15 protein-coding genes are annotated in these 17,471 nt (G+C 71.6%); 12 read left to right on the top strand and 3 right to left on the bottom strand.

The window, feature by feature from the left end:
- Positions 1–3: 3 nt before the first annotated feature.
- Positions 4–1,227 carry a Na+/H+ antiporter NhaA gene (gene nhaA / locus ABWI07_RS06165; protein WP_149264363.1) on the bottom strand — a complete coding sequence of 408 codons (1,224 nt, stop codon included), beginning with the start codon at positions 1,225–1,227 and terminating at the stop codon, positions 4–6.
- Between the two features lie 327 nt (positions 1,228–1,554).
- The gene (gene acs, locus ABWI07_RS06170) at positions 1,555–3,522 is read right to left on the bottom strand and encodes an acetate--CoA ligase (protein WP_149264364.1); all 1,968 of its coding nucleotides are present in this window, start codon (positions 3,520–3,522) and stop codon (positions 1,555–1,557) included.
- 248 nt (positions 3,523–3,770) lie between these two features.
- Between acs and ABWI07_RS06175 the strand changes: the two genes are divergently transcribed.
- The 11 genes from ABWI07_RS06175 (at position 3,771) to ABWI07_RS06225 (ending at position 14,540) form a co-directional block, all read left to right on the top strand.
- Positions 3,771–4,562, top strand: coding sequence for a Fic family protein (locus ABWI07_RS06175; protein WP_353817882.1), 792 nt, complete (start codon positions 3,771–3,773; stop codon positions 4,560–4,562).
- Between the two features lie 31 nt (positions 4,563–4,593).
- Entirely contained in the window at positions 4,594–5,211 is a 618-nt protein-coding gene (locus ABWI07_RS06180) for a pentapeptide repeat-containing protein (RefSeq protein WP_149264366.1), read from the top strand.
- Between the two features lie 949 nt (positions 5,212–6,160).
- Entirely contained in the window at positions 6,161–7,234 is a 1,074-nt protein-coding gene (gene ssd / locus ABWI07_RS06185; protein WP_353817883.1) for a septum site-determining protein Ssd, read from the top strand.
- Positions 7,231–8,382, top strand: coding sequence for a TadA family conjugal transfer-associated ATPase (locus ABWI07_RS06190; protein WP_353817884.1), 1,152 nt, complete (start codon positions 7,231–7,233; stop codon positions 8,380–8,382). The genes ssd and ABWI07_RS06190 overlap by 4 nt, the downstream gene beginning before the upstream one ends.
- 423 nt (positions 8,383–8,805) lie before the next feature.
- Positions 8,806–9,366 (top strand): type II secretion system F family protein, encoded by a 561-nt coding sequence (locus ABWI07_RS06195; protein WP_353817885.1) that lies wholly within the window; start codon positions 8,806–8,808, stop codon positions 9,364–9,366.
- A 904-nt stretch (positions 9,367–10,270) separates the two neighbouring features.
- Positions 10,271–10,855: a type II secretion system F family protein gene (locus ABWI07_RS06200; protein ID WP_353817886.1), complete on the top strand. Its 585-nt coding sequence runs from the start codon at positions 10,271–10,273 to the stop codon at positions 10,853–10,855.
- Positions 10,856–10,941: 86 nt separating this feature from the next.
- A complete protein-coding gene (locus tag ABWI07_RS06205) occupies positions 10,942–11,136 on the top strand; it encodes a DUF4244 domain-containing protein (RefSeq protein WP_353817887.1) in 195 nt (64 codons plus the stop codon).
- Positions 11,133–11,495, top strand: coding sequence for a TadE family type IV pilus minor pilin (locus ABWI07_RS06210; protein WP_353817995.1), 363 nt, complete (start codon positions 11,133–11,135; stop codon positions 11,493–11,495). Before ABWI07_RS06205 ends, ABWI07_RS06210 begins: the two co-directional genes overlap by 4 nt.
- A gap of 156 nt (positions 11,496–11,651) precedes the next feature.
- Complete coding sequence (locus ABWI07_RS06215) at positions 11,652–12,095, top strand: Rv3654c family TadE-like protein (RefSeq protein WP_353817888.1); 444 nt, start codon at positions 11,652–11,654, stop codon at positions 12,093–12,095.
- Positions 12,096–12,291: 196 nt separating this feature from the next.
- On the top strand, positions 12,292–13,554 hold the full coding sequence (locus ABWI07_RS06220; protein ID WP_353817889.1) for a hypothetical protein: 1,263 nt from the start codon (positions 12,292–12,294) through the stop codon (positions 13,552–13,554).
- A gap of 614 nt (positions 13,555–14,168) precedes the next feature.
- Positions 14,169–14,540 (top strand): hypothetical protein, encoded by a 372-nt coding sequence (locus ABWI07_RS06225; RefSeq protein ID WP_149260125.1) that lies wholly within the window; start codon positions 14,169–14,171, stop codon positions 14,538–14,540.
- Between the two features lie 10 nt (positions 14,541–14,550).
- Here the strand turns inward: ABWI07_RS06225 and ABWI07_RS06230 are convergent, their stop codons facing one another.
- Complete coding sequence (locus ABWI07_RS06230; protein ID WP_353817890.1) at positions 14,551–16,860, bottom strand: DEAD/DEAH box helicase; 2,310 nt, start codon at positions 16,858–16,860, stop codon at positions 14,551–14,553.
- 248 nt (positions 16,861–17,108) lie between these two features.
- Between ABWI07_RS06230 and ABWI07_RS06235 the strand changes: the two genes are divergently transcribed.
- A complete protein-coding gene (locus ABWI07_RS06235; protein WP_149260123.1) occupies positions 17,109–17,462 on the top strand; it encodes an STAS domain-containing protein in 354 nt (117 codons plus the stop codon).
- The last annotated feature ends 9 nt before the right edge of the window (positions 17,463–17,471 follow it).

Consider the following 17,471-nt stretch of genomic DNA (forward strand, 5'->3'; position numbering starts at 1 on the left):
TCCTTAGTCCGGGCGCGCGCGCACGCGCACCCTTCTGCGGAAGACGACGGCCGCGGCCGCCGAGGCGAGAACGCTCGCGATCAGGACCGCAGTCGTCACTCTCTCGAATTGTGACGGGTCGGTATAGGCCAAACCGCCGATCAGCAGCGAAACGGTGAAACCCACCCCGGCCAGGAGCGCGACACCCGCGATCTCATTCCAGTGCAGATCCTCCCCCAGCGTCGCCAGGCCGAGCCGCACCGCCGCCCACGCCCCGCCGAAGACGCCCACGAACTTACCGACCACGAGCCCGGCGATCACGCCGAGGGCCACCCGGTCGGTGAACACGGCGCCCAGTTGCGCCGCGCCGAGCCCGACGCCGGCCGACACGAAGGCGAACACCGGCACCGCCACGCCCGCCGAGAAGGGGCGCAGGGCGTGGTCGGCGCGCTCGGCGTTCGTCGGCCGTCCGTCCGCCGACCGCTTCGAGCTGGTGAGCATTCCCAGCGCGACGCCGGCGACGGTCGCGTGGATCCCGCTCCGCTGGAGGCAGTACCAGGCCAGCACGGCGAGGGGCACGTACACCCAGGGCGAACGGACGCCCCGGAACTGGAGCAGGCCGTACCCGGCGATCAGCGCCACGGCGAGAAGCAGCGGCACCCAGTGCAGGGCATGGGTGTAGAAGAGCGCGATGATGGTGATGGCGATCAGGTCGTCCACCACCGCCAGCGTGAGCAGGAACGCGCGCAGCGGCGCCGGACACGAGGTGAACGTCACGGCGAGCACCGCGAGGGCGAACGCGATGTCCGTCGCCGTCGGCACGGCCCACCCGTCGAACGCGCCCGGCTCGCCCGCGCTCACCGCGAGGAAGATCAGCGCCGGTACCGCGACCCCGGCCGCCGCGGCGATCATCGGCAGCGCCGCGTCCCGCGGATTGCGCAGCTCGCCGTGGGTCAGCTCCTCGCGCAGCTCCAGCCCGGCGATGAAGAAGAAGACCGCCAGCAGCCCGCTGGACGCCCAGTGCTGCACGTCCATGTGGCCGATGTGCAGCCAGTGCGGACTGATCTCGAACGTCTGGAGGCTCTTGTAGGCGTCGGCCCAGGGAGTGTTGGCCCACACCAGCGCGGCGACCGCCGCGAGCAGCATCACCACGCCGCCGATCGTCTCGGTGCGGAGCGCACTGGCGACCTGGGTGCCGTAGTAGACGGTCGGACGGAACGGCCACGTTGCTGCAACGCGGCGCTTCACGGGCGGGCGCGCCATAAGGAAACCCCTGGGGATGTTGCGGGCGGTCTGGACAAGGCCACGGCCCGCGTCATCACGGGACGTCCCCTGCCGACCAGACTTCCCGGCGCACCTGGGGATATTTTACCTGGTCCGCTTGGTGAGGCGGCCTGGCGGCCCCTGCGTCGGCCACGAGAGCGGCCCTGCCTGGGGCACGAAAGCGGCCCCTGCCTCCGGCACAGAGCGGCGCTGTCTCGGGCACGAAGCGGCCCCGCCTCGGGCACGAAAGCGGCCCGCGCCCGGCGGTGTGCCAGGCGCGGGCCGTAGCGGTCCCCTAGGAGTGCGGCGGGGTCACTCGTCCGACTTGGTGCTGGGCAGCTTCTCGGAGATGAGGTCCATCACCGTGCTGTCCGCGAGGGTCGTGACGTCGCCGATGCTGCGGTTCTCGGCGACGTCCCGCAGCAGCCGCCGCATGATCTTGCCGGAGCGGGTCTTCGGCAGCTCCGGAACGATCATGATCTGCCGGGGCTTGGCGATCGGGCCGAGGGTCTTGGCGACATGGTCGCGAAGCTCCCGCAGGAAGTCCTCGCCCTCGACGTCGCCGCCGGCGTCGCCGCGCGGGATCACGAACGCCACGATGGCCTGCCCGGTGACCGGGTCCGTCGCGCCGACCACCGCCGACTCGGCGACCTTCGGGTGCGAGACCAGCGCCGACTCCACCTCCGTCGTGGAGATGTTGTGGCCGGACACGAGCATGACGTCGTCCACGCGGCCGAGCAGCCACATGTCGCCGTCCGCGTCCTTCTTGGCGCCGTCACCGGCGAAGTAGAGGCCCTCGAAACGCGACCAGTACGTCTTGACGTACCGCTCGTCGTCGCCCCAGATCGTGCGGAGCATGCCGGGCCAAGGCTCCCGGATCACCATGAACCCGCCGCCGCCGTCCGGGACCGACTGTCCCTGGTCGTCCACGACGTCCGCGGCGATACCGGGCAGCGGGCGCATCGCCGCGCCGGGCTTGCCCTCCGTGACCCCGGGCAGCGGGCTGATCATGATGGCGCCGGTCTCGGTCTGCCACCACGTGTCGACCACCGGGGTCCGGTCGGCGCCGATGTTCTTGCGGTACCAGACGTAGGCCTCGGGGTTGATCGGCTCGCCGACCGACCCCAGCACGCGCAGGGACGACAGGTCGTACTGGGCCGGGATGTCGTCGCCCCACTTCATGAACGTGCGGATCGCCGTGGGCGCCGTGTAGAAGATGGACACCTTGTACTTCTGGATGATGTCCCACCAGCGGCCCTTGTTGGGGGTGTCGGGCGTCCCCTCGTAGATGACGCTGGTCGAGCCGTTGGCGAGCGGCCCGTACACGATGTAGGAGTGGCCCGTCACCCAGCCGATGTCGGCCGAGCACCAGTAGACGTCCGTCTCCGGCTTCAGGTCGAACACCGCCCAGTGCGTGTACGCGCACTGGGTCAGGTAGCCGCCGCTGGTGTGCAGGATGCCTTTCGGCTTACCCGTCGTCCCGGACGTGTACAGGATGTACAGCGGGTGCTCCGAGTCCATGGGTTCGGCGGTGTGCTGGTCGCTTTGCCGCTCCACGACGTCGTGCCACCACACGTCGCGGTCGTGCTCGGCCACCTCCTCGCCGGTGCGGCGCACCACGAGGACGTGCTCGATCGACGGCGTCTGCGCGACGGCCTCGTCCACGATCCCCTTGAGGTCGGACGGCTTGCCGCGCCGGAAGCCTCCGTCCGCGGTGATGACGAGCTTGGCCTGCGCGTCGTCGATGCGCGTCCGGAGCGCCTCCGCGGAGAAGCCGCCGAACACCACCGAGTGGGTCGCGCCGATGCGGGCGCACGCCAGCATCGAGATCGGCAGCTCGGGGATCATCGGGAGGTAGATCGCGACCCGGTCGCCCTTGCGGACGCCCAGCTCGAGGAGGGCGTTCGCGGCCCTGTTCACCTCGCGCTGGAGGTCGGCGTAGGTGAGGGTGCGGGAGTCGCCCGGTTCCCCCTCCCAGTGGTAGGCGACCTTGTCGCCGCGTCCGGCCTCCACATGCCGGTCGACGCAGTTGTAGGCGACGTTCAGCTCCCCGCCCACGAACCACTTCGCGAACGGCGGGTTGCTCCAGTCCAGGACGTCGTCCCAGCGCTTCGACCAGGTGAGCCGGTCCGCCTGCTCCGCCCAGTAGCCGAGGCGGTCCTCGGCGGCCCGCTCGTAGGCGTCGGCCTTGACGTTCGCAGAGGCGGCGAGCTCCGCGGGCGGGGGGAAGCGGCGCGTCTCCTGCAGAAGGTTCGACAGTGTTTCTTGGCTCTGGCTCAACGCGAACTCCTTGCTAGCTGAAGCGGGGGTCGCCCGGTATCCCCACTCCACCAGGTAGGTCCCGGTCCCCACAAGGCCGCGATCCCGGGTGTCGAGGACGAGCGCGACCGGCGCTCACGGCTCCGGATCCTGCTGTGTGATACCCGACACAACGGGCCTTCCCACGTCCGGGGGGAGGAAATCGTTTCCGTTCCACGCCCTGGCGGGCCGTTGCGCGAGCGCTCCGGACGACGGCATAGGGTCGGGCCGTGACCGATGCTCTAGCTGATGTTGCGAACCTTCCCGGCGTCGCCGACGCCGTCGACGAGGCGCGCAGGGCCGTGGACCGGCTGCTCGGCCACCGCATCCTGCGGCGGCGCAGCGCCGAGGTGTCCACGGAGTCGGCGCTGCGCGGCGCCCGGGCCTCCGCCGTCCTCGACGGCGCCTCGGTCACCCTGGACGAGCTGCGTACCACGGACACCCCGTCCGACCCCGTCGTGCAAGGGGCGCTGCGCGTGTCGGCCGAGCTCGGGACGCTGACCGAGGTCTGGCGCAAGGCGCCGCGGCAGGCATTGGCGCGCCTGCACGTCCTCGCTGCGGCGGACGCGGTCGACAGCGCCGATCTCGGACGTCCCCGCTCCGACGACGGCGTCGTGAAGGACGTACTCGGGCTCGGGGAACCGCCGTCGCCTTCCGAGGTGGCGGCGCGCCTTGACGCGCTCAGCGGGCTGCTGACCGAGCCCACCAAGGCGCCGGCACTGGTGGTCTCATCGATCGTGCACGGCGAACTCCTGGCGCTGCGCCCGTTCGGCTGGGGGGACGGCATCGTCGCCCGCGCCGCTCAGCGGATCACCCTCGTCGCCCGTGGGCTCGACCCCAAGTCCCTGGTCGCGCCCGAGGTCGGGCACCTCGAACTCTCCGACGAGTACGCCGAGGCCCTTCGCGCCTACACGTCCGGTACGTCGGAGGGCGTCGCGCGGTGGATCGCCCACTGCGCCTCGGCCATCGCCGCCGCCGCGCGCGACTCGCAGGCCATCTGCGAAGCGTTCATGCGCGGCTGAGACTGTCACCCGGTGGGTCCATGCTGGTCACATGGCCGATCGCATGTACGGGCGCCCCGCGGCGCCGACGGACACCACGATCTCGTCGGCGAACTGGGATTCGCGTGACCTGACCGGTGAACGGCACGACAGCGTCCTGTTCGTGGACGTGGACATGACCGAAGCCGAGGGCACCGGAGCCGTCTTCACCGACTGCACGTTCCGGGGCGTGCGCTTCAACGCGTCCAGCCACAAGGACGGGGCGTTCCTCAACTGCACGTTCGTCCGGTGCGGCTTCTTCGACGCGGCCTTCACGGGGTGCAAGTTCGTCGGGAGCATGTTCGACGGCTGCACCTACGACCTGATGAAGGTCAAGGGCGGCGACTGGTCGTTCACCGGCCTGCCCGGGGCCGACCTGCGGCGGGCGTCGTTCACGGACGTGCGCATGCGCGAGGCCGATCTCACGGGCGCCCAGTGCGCCGGAGCCGAACTGCGCGGGGTCGATTTGTCGGGGGCGGCACTGCACAAGGCCGACTTCTCCCGCTGCGACCTGCGCGGCAGCGACCTGTCGTCGTTGGACCCGTTCACCGTCGAACTGAGGCGCGCGGTGATCGATCCCTACCAGGCGATCGTCCTCGCGACGGCGCTGGGGCTGGACGTCCGCGAGTAGGGCGGGCGGGGGCGGCGCAAAGCGAACGGCGCCCCGCGCCGGGACGCCGCCGCAAAAAGCACGTCACACCGGGTTACCAAGCGTGCACCTCATATCCGTCGGATCGGGTCAAGCCCGTCTCGACGCGCCTCCCGCGGCTGGTCGCGCGTGGGTACCCGGCTGCCGTGCCCGGACACTGGGTCCGTATGACCTGTCTACGCCTTATTTGCCCAGATGACAACCCCCCTTTCGGAATGTCCGCCGGGGCGGGAGGGGCGGCGCCGGACGGGACTCCCGCGCCGGCTGCGGGCAAGAAGGGATATTCCGGACTTCCGTAATCGTCGTTCGGATCGCGAAATTGATCACTCAGGGTAATCGTCGCCATTTGACCGCCGATCGTGCGGGGCGCAGGAAAGATCTTTAGTTCTCCTGTACGCTCCCACTCCCGTCCCGATGCACTTCGTGTGCGCCGGAACGGGGGCCGTTGCCGGGCCCGGGCGGCGCCCTGCGCCGACCGCTCCGGCGGATCGTCGTCGTCAGGTGCGAAAAATCGCCATGTGCCGGGCGAGTTTGCCGCTCGACGGAACTCTCGACGATCGGGCAGCATATGTTGTATCCGCCTAGACTGGAGTCGGTGAGTTTGCCTCTTCCATAGGGCGGACTTACCCGCGGCTTAGCCCGAACTCCCTGAGACTTTTCTGGGAAAGCGGGCCGGCTCTACCCCCCCGGAGCCGGACCGCCGGCGACCCCCGCTCTCCCCCCCGGCGGGGGTCGCCTTGTCGTGAGGCGGCCGGGCGGTGGCCACAGGCACCATCCCCACGCCACCGCCCGCCCGCCCCTCACACCCCCTCCCCGGGCGGCATCGTTCGAGTGTCGCGCGGGGCGAAGTTATCCACAGTTGGTGGATCCTGCTCGCCGTCTTCGACGTGGCCCGCAAGGTGGATGTCTCCGAACGTCGAAGGAGCATCCGATGAACCTCGCGGCATTGATCGTCACCGGCGACCCCGCGCTCGCCGACGACCTCCTCCGCCTCGCCGCAGCCGCGGACGCCCACGCCGAGGTCGCCTACAGCACCGATGAGGCGAGACCCGCCTGGACTTGGCCCGCCCTCATCCTCGTGGGCGCCGACCTCGCCGAGGACCTCGCCTCCGCCGGCCTCCAACGCCGTCCGGGCGTCGTCCTCGTCACCGGCGGCGCCGCCCCCGACGCGTACCGCATGGCCGTGGAGGCAGGGGCGCAGGACGTCGTCGCCCTCCCCGAGCATGAGAACTGGCTGATCGACGCCTTCGCCGCCGCCTGCGAACCCGAGGGCGGCTGGGCCACCACGCTCTGCGTCGTCGGCGCCCGAGGCGGAGCAGGGGCCAGCGTCCTCGCGACCGCGCTCGGCCTCTCCTCGGCGGCCCAGGGCCTCCGCACCCTCCTCGTCGACGCCGACCCGTTCGGCGGCGGCATCGACCTCGTCCTCGGGCTGGAGTCGCATGAGGGCGTCCGCTGGCACGACCTCGCCGAACGCCGCGGCCGCCTGAGCGCCGCGACACTCCGCGAGACCCTGCCCAGTTCGGGTGACCTGTCCGTGCTGTCCTGGCGGCGCGGCGAGCCCGTCCCGGTCTCCGAGGAGGCGGTCCGCTCCCTGTTCGACGCGGCGGCCCGCGGGTTCGACCTGGTCGTCGTGGACGTTCCCCGCCATCCGGGCGACATCGGCCGCGCGGCCCTGCGCGCCGCCGCCGTCACGCTCCTGCTCGTCCCGGCCGAGGTCCGCGCCACCGTGGCGGCCGACGGCCTCGCCGCCGCCCTCCGCCGCGACACCCCCGACCTGCGCCTCGTCATCCAGGGCCCGGCGCCGGGCGGCCTCACCCCCGACGCGATCGCGAGCGTCCTCGGCATCCCGTCCGCCGGCTCCTTCGACCGCGACCGCCGACTCCCCGCCGCCGTCGACGGCGGCGACCTCGAACGCGCCTGCCGCCGCGGCCCCCTGGCCGACTTCTGCACCACCGTCCTGGCCGACCTCGCCCTCCAGCCCTACGCCTACAGGGAGGCCGCATGACCGGGCTCTCCAGCGCCGTCCGCGACCGTCTCGCCCACACCGGCGGCGAAGCCACGACCGGCCGTGTCGCCGCAGCGCTGCGCGCGGAGGAGCGGCTCCTCGGCGACCGCGAGGTACTGGCCCTGGCCGACGAGTTACGCGCCGAGTTCGTCGGCGCGGGCCCCCTCGAACCGCTACTGCGCTCGCCAGACGTCACCGACGTCCTGGTCAACGGCCCCGACGAGGTCTGGATCGACACCGGCTCCGGCCTCGTCCGCACCGCGGTGCGCTTCCCCGACGAGGCGACCCTCCGCCGCCTCGCCCAGCGCCTCACCGCCGCCGCGGGCCGCCGCCTCGACGACGCCTCCCCCTACGCCGACGCCCGCCTCCCGGGCGGCGTGCGCCTGCACGCCGTCCTTCCACCGGTCGCCGCGACCGGAACCTGCCTGTCCCTGCGCCTCCCGCGCCGTCGCGCCTTCACGTTGGACGAGCTGGTCGCGGCCCGCACCGTCCCACCCGAGGGTGCCGACCTGCTGGCCGCCCTGATCGAGTCCCGAGCGGCCTTCCTGATCAGCGGCGGAACCGGGACTGGCAAGACCACGCTTCTGAGCAGCCTGCTTTCACAGGTCAACCCTCTGGAGCGACTCCTCCTGGTCGAGGACTCGGCCGAGCTCAAGCCCGACCACCCCCACGTCGTCCGGCTGGAGGCGCGTCCCCCCAACACCGAAGGCGCCGGAGGCGTGACCCTGAACGACCTGGTCCGCCAAGCCCTCCGCATGCGCCCCGACCGCTTGGTAGTGGGCGAGGTAAGGGGCCGCGAGGTCGTGGTCTTGCTGCAAGCGCTGAACACCGGCCACGAAGGGGGCTGCGGCACCCTCCATGCGAACACGGCAGCAGACGTCCCCGCGCGGCTCGAAGCCCTCGCCTGCGCGGCGGGCCTCACCCGGGAAGCCGTCCACAGCCAACTGGCCGCCGCCCTGGACGTGGTGGTCCACCTGGTCCGCGACCCAGGCGGAGGACGCCGCCGGGTAGCCGAGATCTGCCTCCTGCAGCGAGGCCCAGACGGCCTGGTCGGCGTCGTCCCCGCGGTCTCGTTCACCGCCTCCGGCGAAGTAATCCCCGCCGCAGGCACAGACGCACTCAAAACCCGCCTGCGAGGCACCCCATGACGATCGCAACCGCCTCCGCCCAGCCCCCGCCCGGCGGAACTGCCGGACCTTCACGTCAACGCTCCACTGCCTGGGTCTCTGTGAGGCGTCTCGTGACGGCTGGCGCCCTCCTCTGCGCAGCCGCTGCCCTGTGGGCTTGCCTGGCCCCGGCCTCAGCGATCCACCATCTAGGCCATCTGCGAGCTGCCTCGTGACGTCTGTAGCTGTCCACTGCCCAGCCGCGGCTACGTGGACCTGCCCGGCATTCGCGTCAGCGAGCCGCCGTCCAGACCGCTTGGGAGGCGCCTTGTGTTGATTGCCTTGGCGGTCCTCTGTGCAGCTGCCGCCGTGTGGACCTACCTGCTGCCCGCCCCGGCGACCCACCGTCTAGACCGCCTGCTCGCCCCTCCGCCCTCCGACCCGATACGCCCACTACGCACCAGATTGGAGACCCTGAAGGAGCGCCGGACGCTTCCGCAACGCCGCCGAACCTCGATCATCGAACTCTGCGATGCCATGGCGGCCGAGCTGTCCGCGGGCCGGACCCCCGACGAGGCGTTCACTGCGGCCGCCGCCGTCCTCGACCCCCACGTGTCCAGGGAACTGCTCAGCCTGCCTCGTCCACCCCCTGACCACCTGGACGAACGGGCCACGCTGCCGGGCGCCGAGGGCCTGCGGCTCCTGGCGGCCTGCTGGCGGGTCGGCTCCGAACGCGGCGGCACACTGGCCACCGTCCTGGACGGCCTGGCAAGCGCCCTCCGTGACGAAGAGGCCCAACGCCAGGACGTATCCGTCCAACTCGCCGGCCCCCGAGCGACGGCGCGCCTCCTGGCCGCGCTGCCCCTCTTGGGCCTGGCCATGGCCGCCGCGCTGGGTGCGCACCCCATCCCGTTCCTCTGCACCACCCTCCCCGGCCTCGCCTGCCTGATCACGGGCACCGCCCTCAACGCCACCGGCCTCTACTGGACCCGCCACCTCGCCAAGTCCGCCGAAGCCCCCCGCTGACCCGCGACCCCGGGCCTGAAGGTGCCGCCGCTCGCGGCGGTGCCGCGCGTCTCCCAAGCAGGGATCGAACCTGCCCCGCCAACCGAAGCGCTCGCGCAGTCCAGCAGACGCGAGTGCCCGGCCACCGGTTGGCGGACGACCCCGAGTCCCGGCAGAGGCGCTGGTCGAGGCGTTGATCCGGTGATCGGGGCGGGGGGCGCGGGCCGCGGCGGAGGCGCTGGGTGGGGTGTTGATCCACGTGATCGGGGCGGAGGAGGGTTCCGCATCCCGGCGGGGGTGCTGGTGGGGGCGTTGACCCGGGCGATCGGGGCGGGGAGGGCCCGGGCCACGGCAGAGGCGTCACTGCAAGGACGTGCGCGGCGGGCCGTGGGAATTGCGGGCGGTCGGTGAACGAGCCGGCGGGCAGCCGGGAGACCCAGTCGGCGGCAGCCCGGAGATCCACTCGGCGCCCCCCGGGGAGCTAGTCGGCGGGTAGCCCGGGGAGCCAGTCGCTGGGTGGCCCGGGAAGCCAGTCGGTGGGTAGCCGGAAGAGCCAGTCGGCTGGTGGCCCGGAGAGCCGGTCGTCCACGCGTCGCAGGAGCGCCCGTCGTGAATGAAGGGGGCCTTGCCGGCGGGTGGTTTGCGCGGTCGAGACGAGCAGGGAGTAGGTGAAGTGATGACGGCGCTGATGGTCGTGCTGTGTGCGGCGGCATCGGGTTTTCTTGTGCCCCGGGGGACAAGCGTCGCCACGCGGAGGTTGGCCGGTCAGTTTGGAGGGCCTTCGCCGAGGCACGCGGCTCCCAAACGGCGGTTGGTTCCGGTGCCACGTGTGGGCCCCGCAGAGACGGCCGCCCCAGCCGCGGAGTTGAAGGAGCGGGAGGGGCCCGCAGAGGAGACCGGGCGCCGTGACGTGATCCTTCGGCGGGTGGCTGCGGGCGTGGCGGGGGTGCTGTGCGCGCTGACGTTGGGCGGTCCGGCCGGTTGTGTGCTCGGTGTCCTCGTCGCCGTGGCCGTCTGGCTGTCCTTCAGCCGTCTCGGCAGTGGGGAACGCCGCCGCAGGCGGGCACGGCTCGTCGCGGACCTCCCCGTCGCGGTCGATCTCCTCGCCGCCTGCCTGCGCGGCGGCGCGCCCTGGCACGAGGCGGTCGAGGCGGTCGCGGACGCGGTGGGAGGTCCGCTCGGCGACGAGTTGCGCGCCGTGTCCGTCCAGATCCGGCTCGGGGCGGACCCGGCAGAGGCCTGGCTGGCACTGGCGGAGGAGCCGATGCTCGCGCCTTTGGCGCGGGCGGCCGTCCGGGCGGCGTCCACAGGAGCGGCGCTTGCCCCCTCCCTGAGCCGTCTCGCTCGCGACCAGCGCAGGGTGGCCCGTTCGGCCGCCGCCGCCAGGGCTCGGGCGGCGGGCATCCGGGCGCTCGCCCCGCTCGGCCTGTGCTTCCTGCCCGCCTTCGTCCTGCTCGGCGTCGTCCCGGCCATCGCCGGGATCGCCTCGACGCTCCTCCTGCCCTGGTGAGCGGGTTATCCACAGAATGCGGTTCGCTCGTCACTCTGCGTCCCGCCTCGGCAGCCTTGAACCGACAACGAGCGAAAGGAGCCCCGATGAGGGCGTGGAAAACGGTGGTGCGGCGATGGTCCGGAGCATGCAGGGACCGCGGGATGTCCACCGCCGAGTACGCGGTCGGCACCATCGCCGCGGCGGCCTTCGCCGGCCTGCTGTTCAAGATCGTGACCAGCTCGCAGGTGAAGACGATGCTCTTACAGATCATCGAGAAGGCCCTCAATCTGGCCGGCTGAGGGATCGCGGGACGGCCACGGCGGAGATCGCTGTGGCCCTTCCCTCCCTGGTGCTGGTCACTGCGATCGTGCTGTGGGGCGTGAGGGCGGCGTCCGTGCAGCTCGCCTGTACTGACGCGGCCCGGAGCGGCGCCCGGGCGGCGGCCAGAGGCGAGTCCCTCACCGCCGTGCGCGACCTGGTGGTGAGGGCCGTCCCGAAGGGCGCGACCGTCCAGGTCCACCGTGACGAGGCGACCGTCCGCGTGGACATCTCCGCCTCCGTCGACACTGCCGCCGCGATCGGCCTACCGGCCCTCGTCGTCCACGCCCACGCGGCCGCCGAGACAGAACCCGGCCTCCCGCCCGCCACCAGCCCGTGACGCCTCGACTGGCGAACCGGGAGGTCGAACCGGGAGGTCGAACCGGGAGGTCGAGGTGGGAGAAGCCGCCACGGAGGGCAGCGCGTTCCGGGCTGATCGAGGCCTGCCAGGACGACTCGTTGCAGCAGTCCACCACGTCAACGGATTGGAGAGGTCATGCAAGGCGGCGCCCCCGCGTCCGATACGGCTCGCCGGCTCCCCAGGTGTGGAGGGAGGACGAGGAACGAGCCGGATCCACGGCCGGGAGATCGGGGGTCGGGGACGGTCTGGGTGCTGGCGTTCGCCGTCCTCGTCTGGGTGGTGGGAGTGGCGGCGGTCCTGGTCGGCGGGGTCCGGAGCGCGCGGCATCGAGGGGAGGCGGCGGCCGACATGGCGGCGCTGGCGGGCGCGGCGCGGGTCTCCGATGGAGGCGGAGCCGCCTGTGCGAGAGCGAAGGCAATCGCGATCGAGTCACGGGCTCGCGTGGTGAGGTGCCAGGTGCGAGGCGAGATCATCGATGTCTCGGTGGTCGTCGATGTCACGATGCCCATGGGACTGAAGGGGCGCAGGATCGTTTCCCGGGCGAGGGCTGGTCCTGTGGGGCAGGACGGCGTACCCTAGCGCCACATGCCTCGTTGCACTGAGTGTCAATAGAGGGTGGGAGGTTGCAGGGAGTGAAAACACGTTCCTCTTTGTCATCCTCCTGTGACTTTTGCTACCCGGTGGTACGTTACGCTGCCGTAAGCCCATAGTCATCGCCAGGTGCGGTGCGCCCGGCGGAACGAGATCGGCGCGAGCTGTCGAAGGGATTGAGGCCGTGACCATCATTCGCAGGCTCGGTGCGATCGCACTCGCGGCACCCCTTGCGATGAGCTTCCCGGTACTCGCCGCCCTGCCTGCGCAGGCGGCCACGACAAGCGTCATCACCCCGGCGGACGGCGCCGTCATCACCAGCGGGTCCCAGGTCACCGCCAAGGCGCACTTCGACTTCGCGATCACGATGCAGCTGCGAGTGGACGGTCCCGGGATCGGCGACACGTTCCTCCAGGAGAAGGGCTTCTCCGGGGATATGTCCGGAACCTTCTCGATCAGCAGGAATGGCCGCTACAAGGTCTACCTGAAGGGCAAGCAGACCAGCAACGTCTACGACTCCAACACCTTCACGGTTCGCATCGCGCCGGCGGCCCCCACCGGCGTGTCCGCCAGCGCGTCCGGCGGCAAGGTCGTCGTGAAGTGGAACCGCGGCCTCGAAGACGACCTCATCGGCTACACGCTCGCCGGCTCGGGTGTGAAGTCCAAGGCGGGCTCGGTGGGCTCCCTCTGCCAGGGGACGAGCTGCTCCACCACCCTGTCGCTCACCAGGTCCAGCGGCGCGGTGTCCGTGGGCGTCCGAGCCAGGCGCTCCACCGGCACGGGCGGATCGCTCGACTCGAGCACCGCCTCGGCGACCGCCTCGCTCGGCGGTGGAGGGGGTTCCGTCCCCGGCAGTTCGGCGCCGTCCCTCCCGTCCGGAGGCTCCTCGGTCCCCGGTACTGGGACGCCCCTGACCCCGTTCAACAACGAGTCGCCGGTCACCCTCCCGTCCGTCCAGCCGGACGGTGCGACGCCCGGGCTCACCTACCCCGCGCCGCAGATCGCCACCGACTCGCCGAAGGCCCAGAACGTCGCGGCGACCGACCGGCTCCAGTGGGGCAAGAGCGTCGGCATCGCGCTGGTCCTGCTGATCGTCGCCGCGCACCTCGGGACCTGGACGCGGCGCCTCCGCGTCGCCCAGGCCGGCACGAGCAGCAACGGCATGGCGGCCCGCATCGCACGCAGCGGCACCGGCCGCAGGCGCGTGAGCAAGGCCCGCGAGCAGATCGCGCGCGCCGAGGCGCGTGCCAAGACCGCCCCGGTCGTCGCGGCCGGAGCCAAGGGCGCCCGCTCGACCAAGCGCACCGCGGGCACGGCCGTCAGCGACTCGAAGCCGAAGGCCGGCCGCCGTCCCGCGACCTTCGGCAAGCCCTCCGGCGGAGTGAACGTCCGCCTCGCCAAGCCCGGCACGAACACGAAGCCCAAGCGCGGCCGCCGCCGCAAGTGACCACCGGGCGCGGTTCCCGGCGTCGTGGCCGAGGGACCGCGAAGCCCACATGAAGGTCGGGGTCAACGCCTGGTCCGCGCCGCAAGTGAACACTGGGTGCGCCGCTCGGTGACATGGCTGAGTGGCCGCGACATCCGGCATGAAGGTCGAGGCCACCGCGCGAGTCGTCGCTACAACTTGACGACCGGGTGCGGTGCTCGGCGACATGGCTGAGGGGCCGGGCCCCAAGTGAGCACTGGGCGCGGTGGTCGGTGACGTGGCTGATGGCCCCGATGCCTGACGAGGCTGATGGTCCCGACGGTGCTGTGCCGTCCTTACGGGATCTTCTGGGAGTCGCCTCGCGACCGGGTGGAGGCGCAGGTCAGCCGCAACGGGCCTGTCGGGGCCGACCCGGGGGCGGTGGATCGGTCCTCGGTATGGATGCTTGCGGAGGGCGGGTGCTTGGTCCGCTGGGGGTGGGGGGTGGTTGTGGGGCTGGCGAGGGGTCTGAGCACGGTCTAGGCTGCCTTGCCAATCGGATCGTCTGGCTTGTCCGGCGATGCGTTCTGTCGTCCGAGACCTCGGCCTCGTCCCGCACCGGGGCGGCAAGGCCCGATGGAGAGGAGACCCTCCGCATGATCTTCCTGGGAGTGCTCATCGCGCTCGCCGCCGGTGCGGCCGGCGTCGCCGTGGTGCTGGACAACCCGGGCCCGGCCCGGCTGACCCTGTTCGGCGACGAGGTTCCGGGGATCACGTCGCAGTGGCAGGTCTTCATGGCCGGCGCCGTGCTCGCCATCGTGTTCATGGCGGGGATGATGCTCGCGTCGCTGGGCTTCCGGCGCGCGATGAACATGCGGCGGGAGCTGCGGGACCTGCGGGACGAGCACGAGGAGTCCCTGCACACGCTCGAGATGGAGCGGCGCAAGCTCCAGCAGGCGCTGGCCCAGGCCCGGCGCGGGATGGACGACCAGGCCTCCGTCCCGGCCCAGCGGGTCGCTCCCAACTGACCCGGCCGGGTTACTCGGGAGCTTCGGCCAGGAGGACGGCTAGGAGATCTAGGGCGCCTTGTTTGTCCAAGGGGTCGTTGCCGTTGCCGCACTTGGGGGACTGGATGCAGGACGGGCAGCCCGAGTCGCATTCGCAGGAGGCGATGGCGTCGCGGGTCGCGCGTAGCCAGGCGGCGGCGTCGCCGTAGCCTCGTTCGGCGAATCCGGCGCCGCCCTCATGGCCGTCGTAGACGAAGACGGTGAGAAGCCCGGTATCGGGGTGGACGGCCGTAGAGACGCCGCCGATGTCCCAGCGGTCGCACGTGGCGAACAAGGGGAGCAGGCCGATCGAGGCGTGTTCGGCGGCATGGGCGGCGCCTGCCAGGTCGAGGTCGTCCAGACGCGAGATCTGGGCTTCGGAGAGGGTCCACCATACGGCGCGCGTGCGGAGGGTCCGGGGCGGTAGGTCCAGGGGCTTCTCGCCGAGCATCTCCCCCGTCTGCATGCGGCGCATCTGGTACGCGACCACCTGCCGGGTGACTTCGACGGTTCCGAAGCTGAGTGTGGCCTCGCCCCAGGAGACGGAGCGGAGCCGTTCCACGATGCTGATGTCGGTGACGTCGCGGGCGGTGGTCGAGTAGTCGGGGTCGGCCGCCTCGACGAGTGCGACGGAGTCGTCCAGGTCGAGGGTCTGCACGATGAAGGACTCGCCCTGGTGGATGTAGACGGCCCCCTCGTGGACGGTGGTGTGCGCGGACGGCTCGTCCACGGTGCCGAGGAGCCGCCCGGTGGACGCCTCGACGACCTGGATGGGCGCGCCGCCCGCGCCGCGGATGTCGGCCAGGTCGCAGGCCCTGTCACGGCGCGTCCAGTACCAGCCGGCTGGGCGGCGGCGCAGGAGGCCGCGGCGCACCAGGTCCGGCAGCAGGTCGGCGGTCGCGGGACCGAAGAGGGGGAGATCGTCCTCGGTGAGCGGCAGCTCGGACGCCGCCGCGCACAGGTGCGGTTCGAGGACGTAGGGGTTGTCGGGGTCGAGCACGGTGGCCTCGACCGGCGTCCCGAAGATCGCCTCGGGATGGTGGACGAGGAACGTGTCGAGCGGGTCGTCGCGGGCCACCAGGACGGACAGGGCGGCCTGCCCGGAACGTCCGGCACGTCCCGCCTGCTGCCACAGGGACGCGCGGGTGCCCGGCCAGCCGCACACCAGGACCGCGTCGAGCCCGGAGACGTCCACACCGAGCTCCAGGGCGTTCGTGCTCGCCAGGCCGATGATCGAGCGGGAGCGCAGGGCGGCCTCCAGCGCGCGCCGTTCCTCGGGCAGATAGCCGGCGCGGTAGGCGGCGACCTGCTCGGCCAAGCCGGGGGCCACCTCGTGCAGAGCGCGCTTGGCGCTGAGCGCCACCGACTCCGCGCCGCGCCGGGAGCGGACGAAGGCGAGCGTCTGCACGCCCTCGACGACAAGGTCGGCCAGGAGGTCGCCGGCCTCAGCGGTGGCCGTGCGGCGAACGGGAGCGCCCTGCTCACCCCGCAGGTCCGTCAGGGGCGGCTCCCACAGGGCGAAGGTGGCGGGCCCACGCGGAGAGGCGTCGTCGTCCACGGCCACCACGTCGAGACCGGTGAGACGGGATGCGGCGGCGGCGGGCTCCGACGCGGTGGCCGAAGCGAGGATGAACGTGGGGGACGAGTGGTATCGCGCGCACACCCGGCGGAGGCGGCGCAGAACCTGTGCGACGTGCGAGCCGAAGACGCCGCGGTACCCATGGGCCTCATCGATGACGACGTACTTCAGACGGCGCAGGAAGGACGACCATCGGGCGTGCCCGGGCAGGATCGACCGGTGCAGCATGTCGGGGTTGGTCATCACGTAGTTGGCGTGTTGGCGGACCCACGTCCGCTCGTCCTGCGGCGTGTCGCCGTCGTAGGTCGCGGCGCGCACGCGCGTGAGCCGCAGCGCGCGCAGAGCGCGGAGCTGGTCGGCGGCCAGCGCCTTGGTCGGCGACAGGTAGAGGACGGTCCCTTCGTGGCGGGGGTTCTCGTCGCCCGCGTAGATCGCCTCGACGCAGGGCAGCAGGTAGGCGAGGGACTTGCCGGAGGCCGTGCCTGTGGCGATGATCACAGACCGGCCGGCGCGGGCGTGCTCGGCCGCCGCGGCCTGGTGCTCCCACGGCGCTTCGATGCCGGCGGCGGCCAGCCGCTCCACCAGCAGCGGGGGTGACCAGTCGGGCCACGCCGCCCGGCGGCCGCGACGTGCGGGAACGCTCTCCACATGGGTGATGCGTTCGCGCCGCGCGGGATCGGCGAGCAGCCGGTCCAGGGGAGTTGAGGATCTTTGGGCGCCCATCAGGTTTTCAGTGTGCCAGCCGGGGCAAAACAACGGGAACGCCCCGGCGCCGGAGGGCCTGTTCCCCCTGCTCTGAACCTGAGATCAGCAGGTCAGGCGGGATGGCGCGAACTTTCGCCCGTGTGGGCGATTACGTGCGTACACGACGCCGGAGCGTGGTTGAATCACGGCGAAGTCTCGGCGTCCGGCCGCCCTCCGAGGGGCCGGGTGGCGGGATCGGATAGTGCTGCACGGCGCGTGGAGGATCTGTGGATCTGAAGGTTAACGACTACACCACCGACGATGGCCTCACCGTCATCAACGTGGAGGGCGAGATCGACGTCTACACGGCGCCGAAGCTTCGCGAGAAGCTCATCGACCTGGTGAACAAGGGCAAGTTCCACCTGCTCGTGGACATGGAGAAGGTGGAGTTCCTCGACTCGACCGGGCTCGGCGTGCTCGTGGGCGGGCTGAAGCGGGTGCGCGCCCACGACGGCTCCCTGGAGCTCGTGTGCACCCAGGAGCGCATCCTCAAGATCTTCCGGATCACGGGGCTGACCAAGGTCTTCGGCATTCACAACTCGATCGCCGAGGCCGAGGAGAAGCGCAAGGGCGCCAAGTAGGCGGCCCGC

The organism is Actinomadura sp. NPDC000600 (assembly GCF_040492135.1).
Taxonomy (GTDB): domain Bacteria; phylum Actinomycetota; class Actinomycetes; order Streptosporangiales; family Streptosporangiaceae; genus Spirillospora.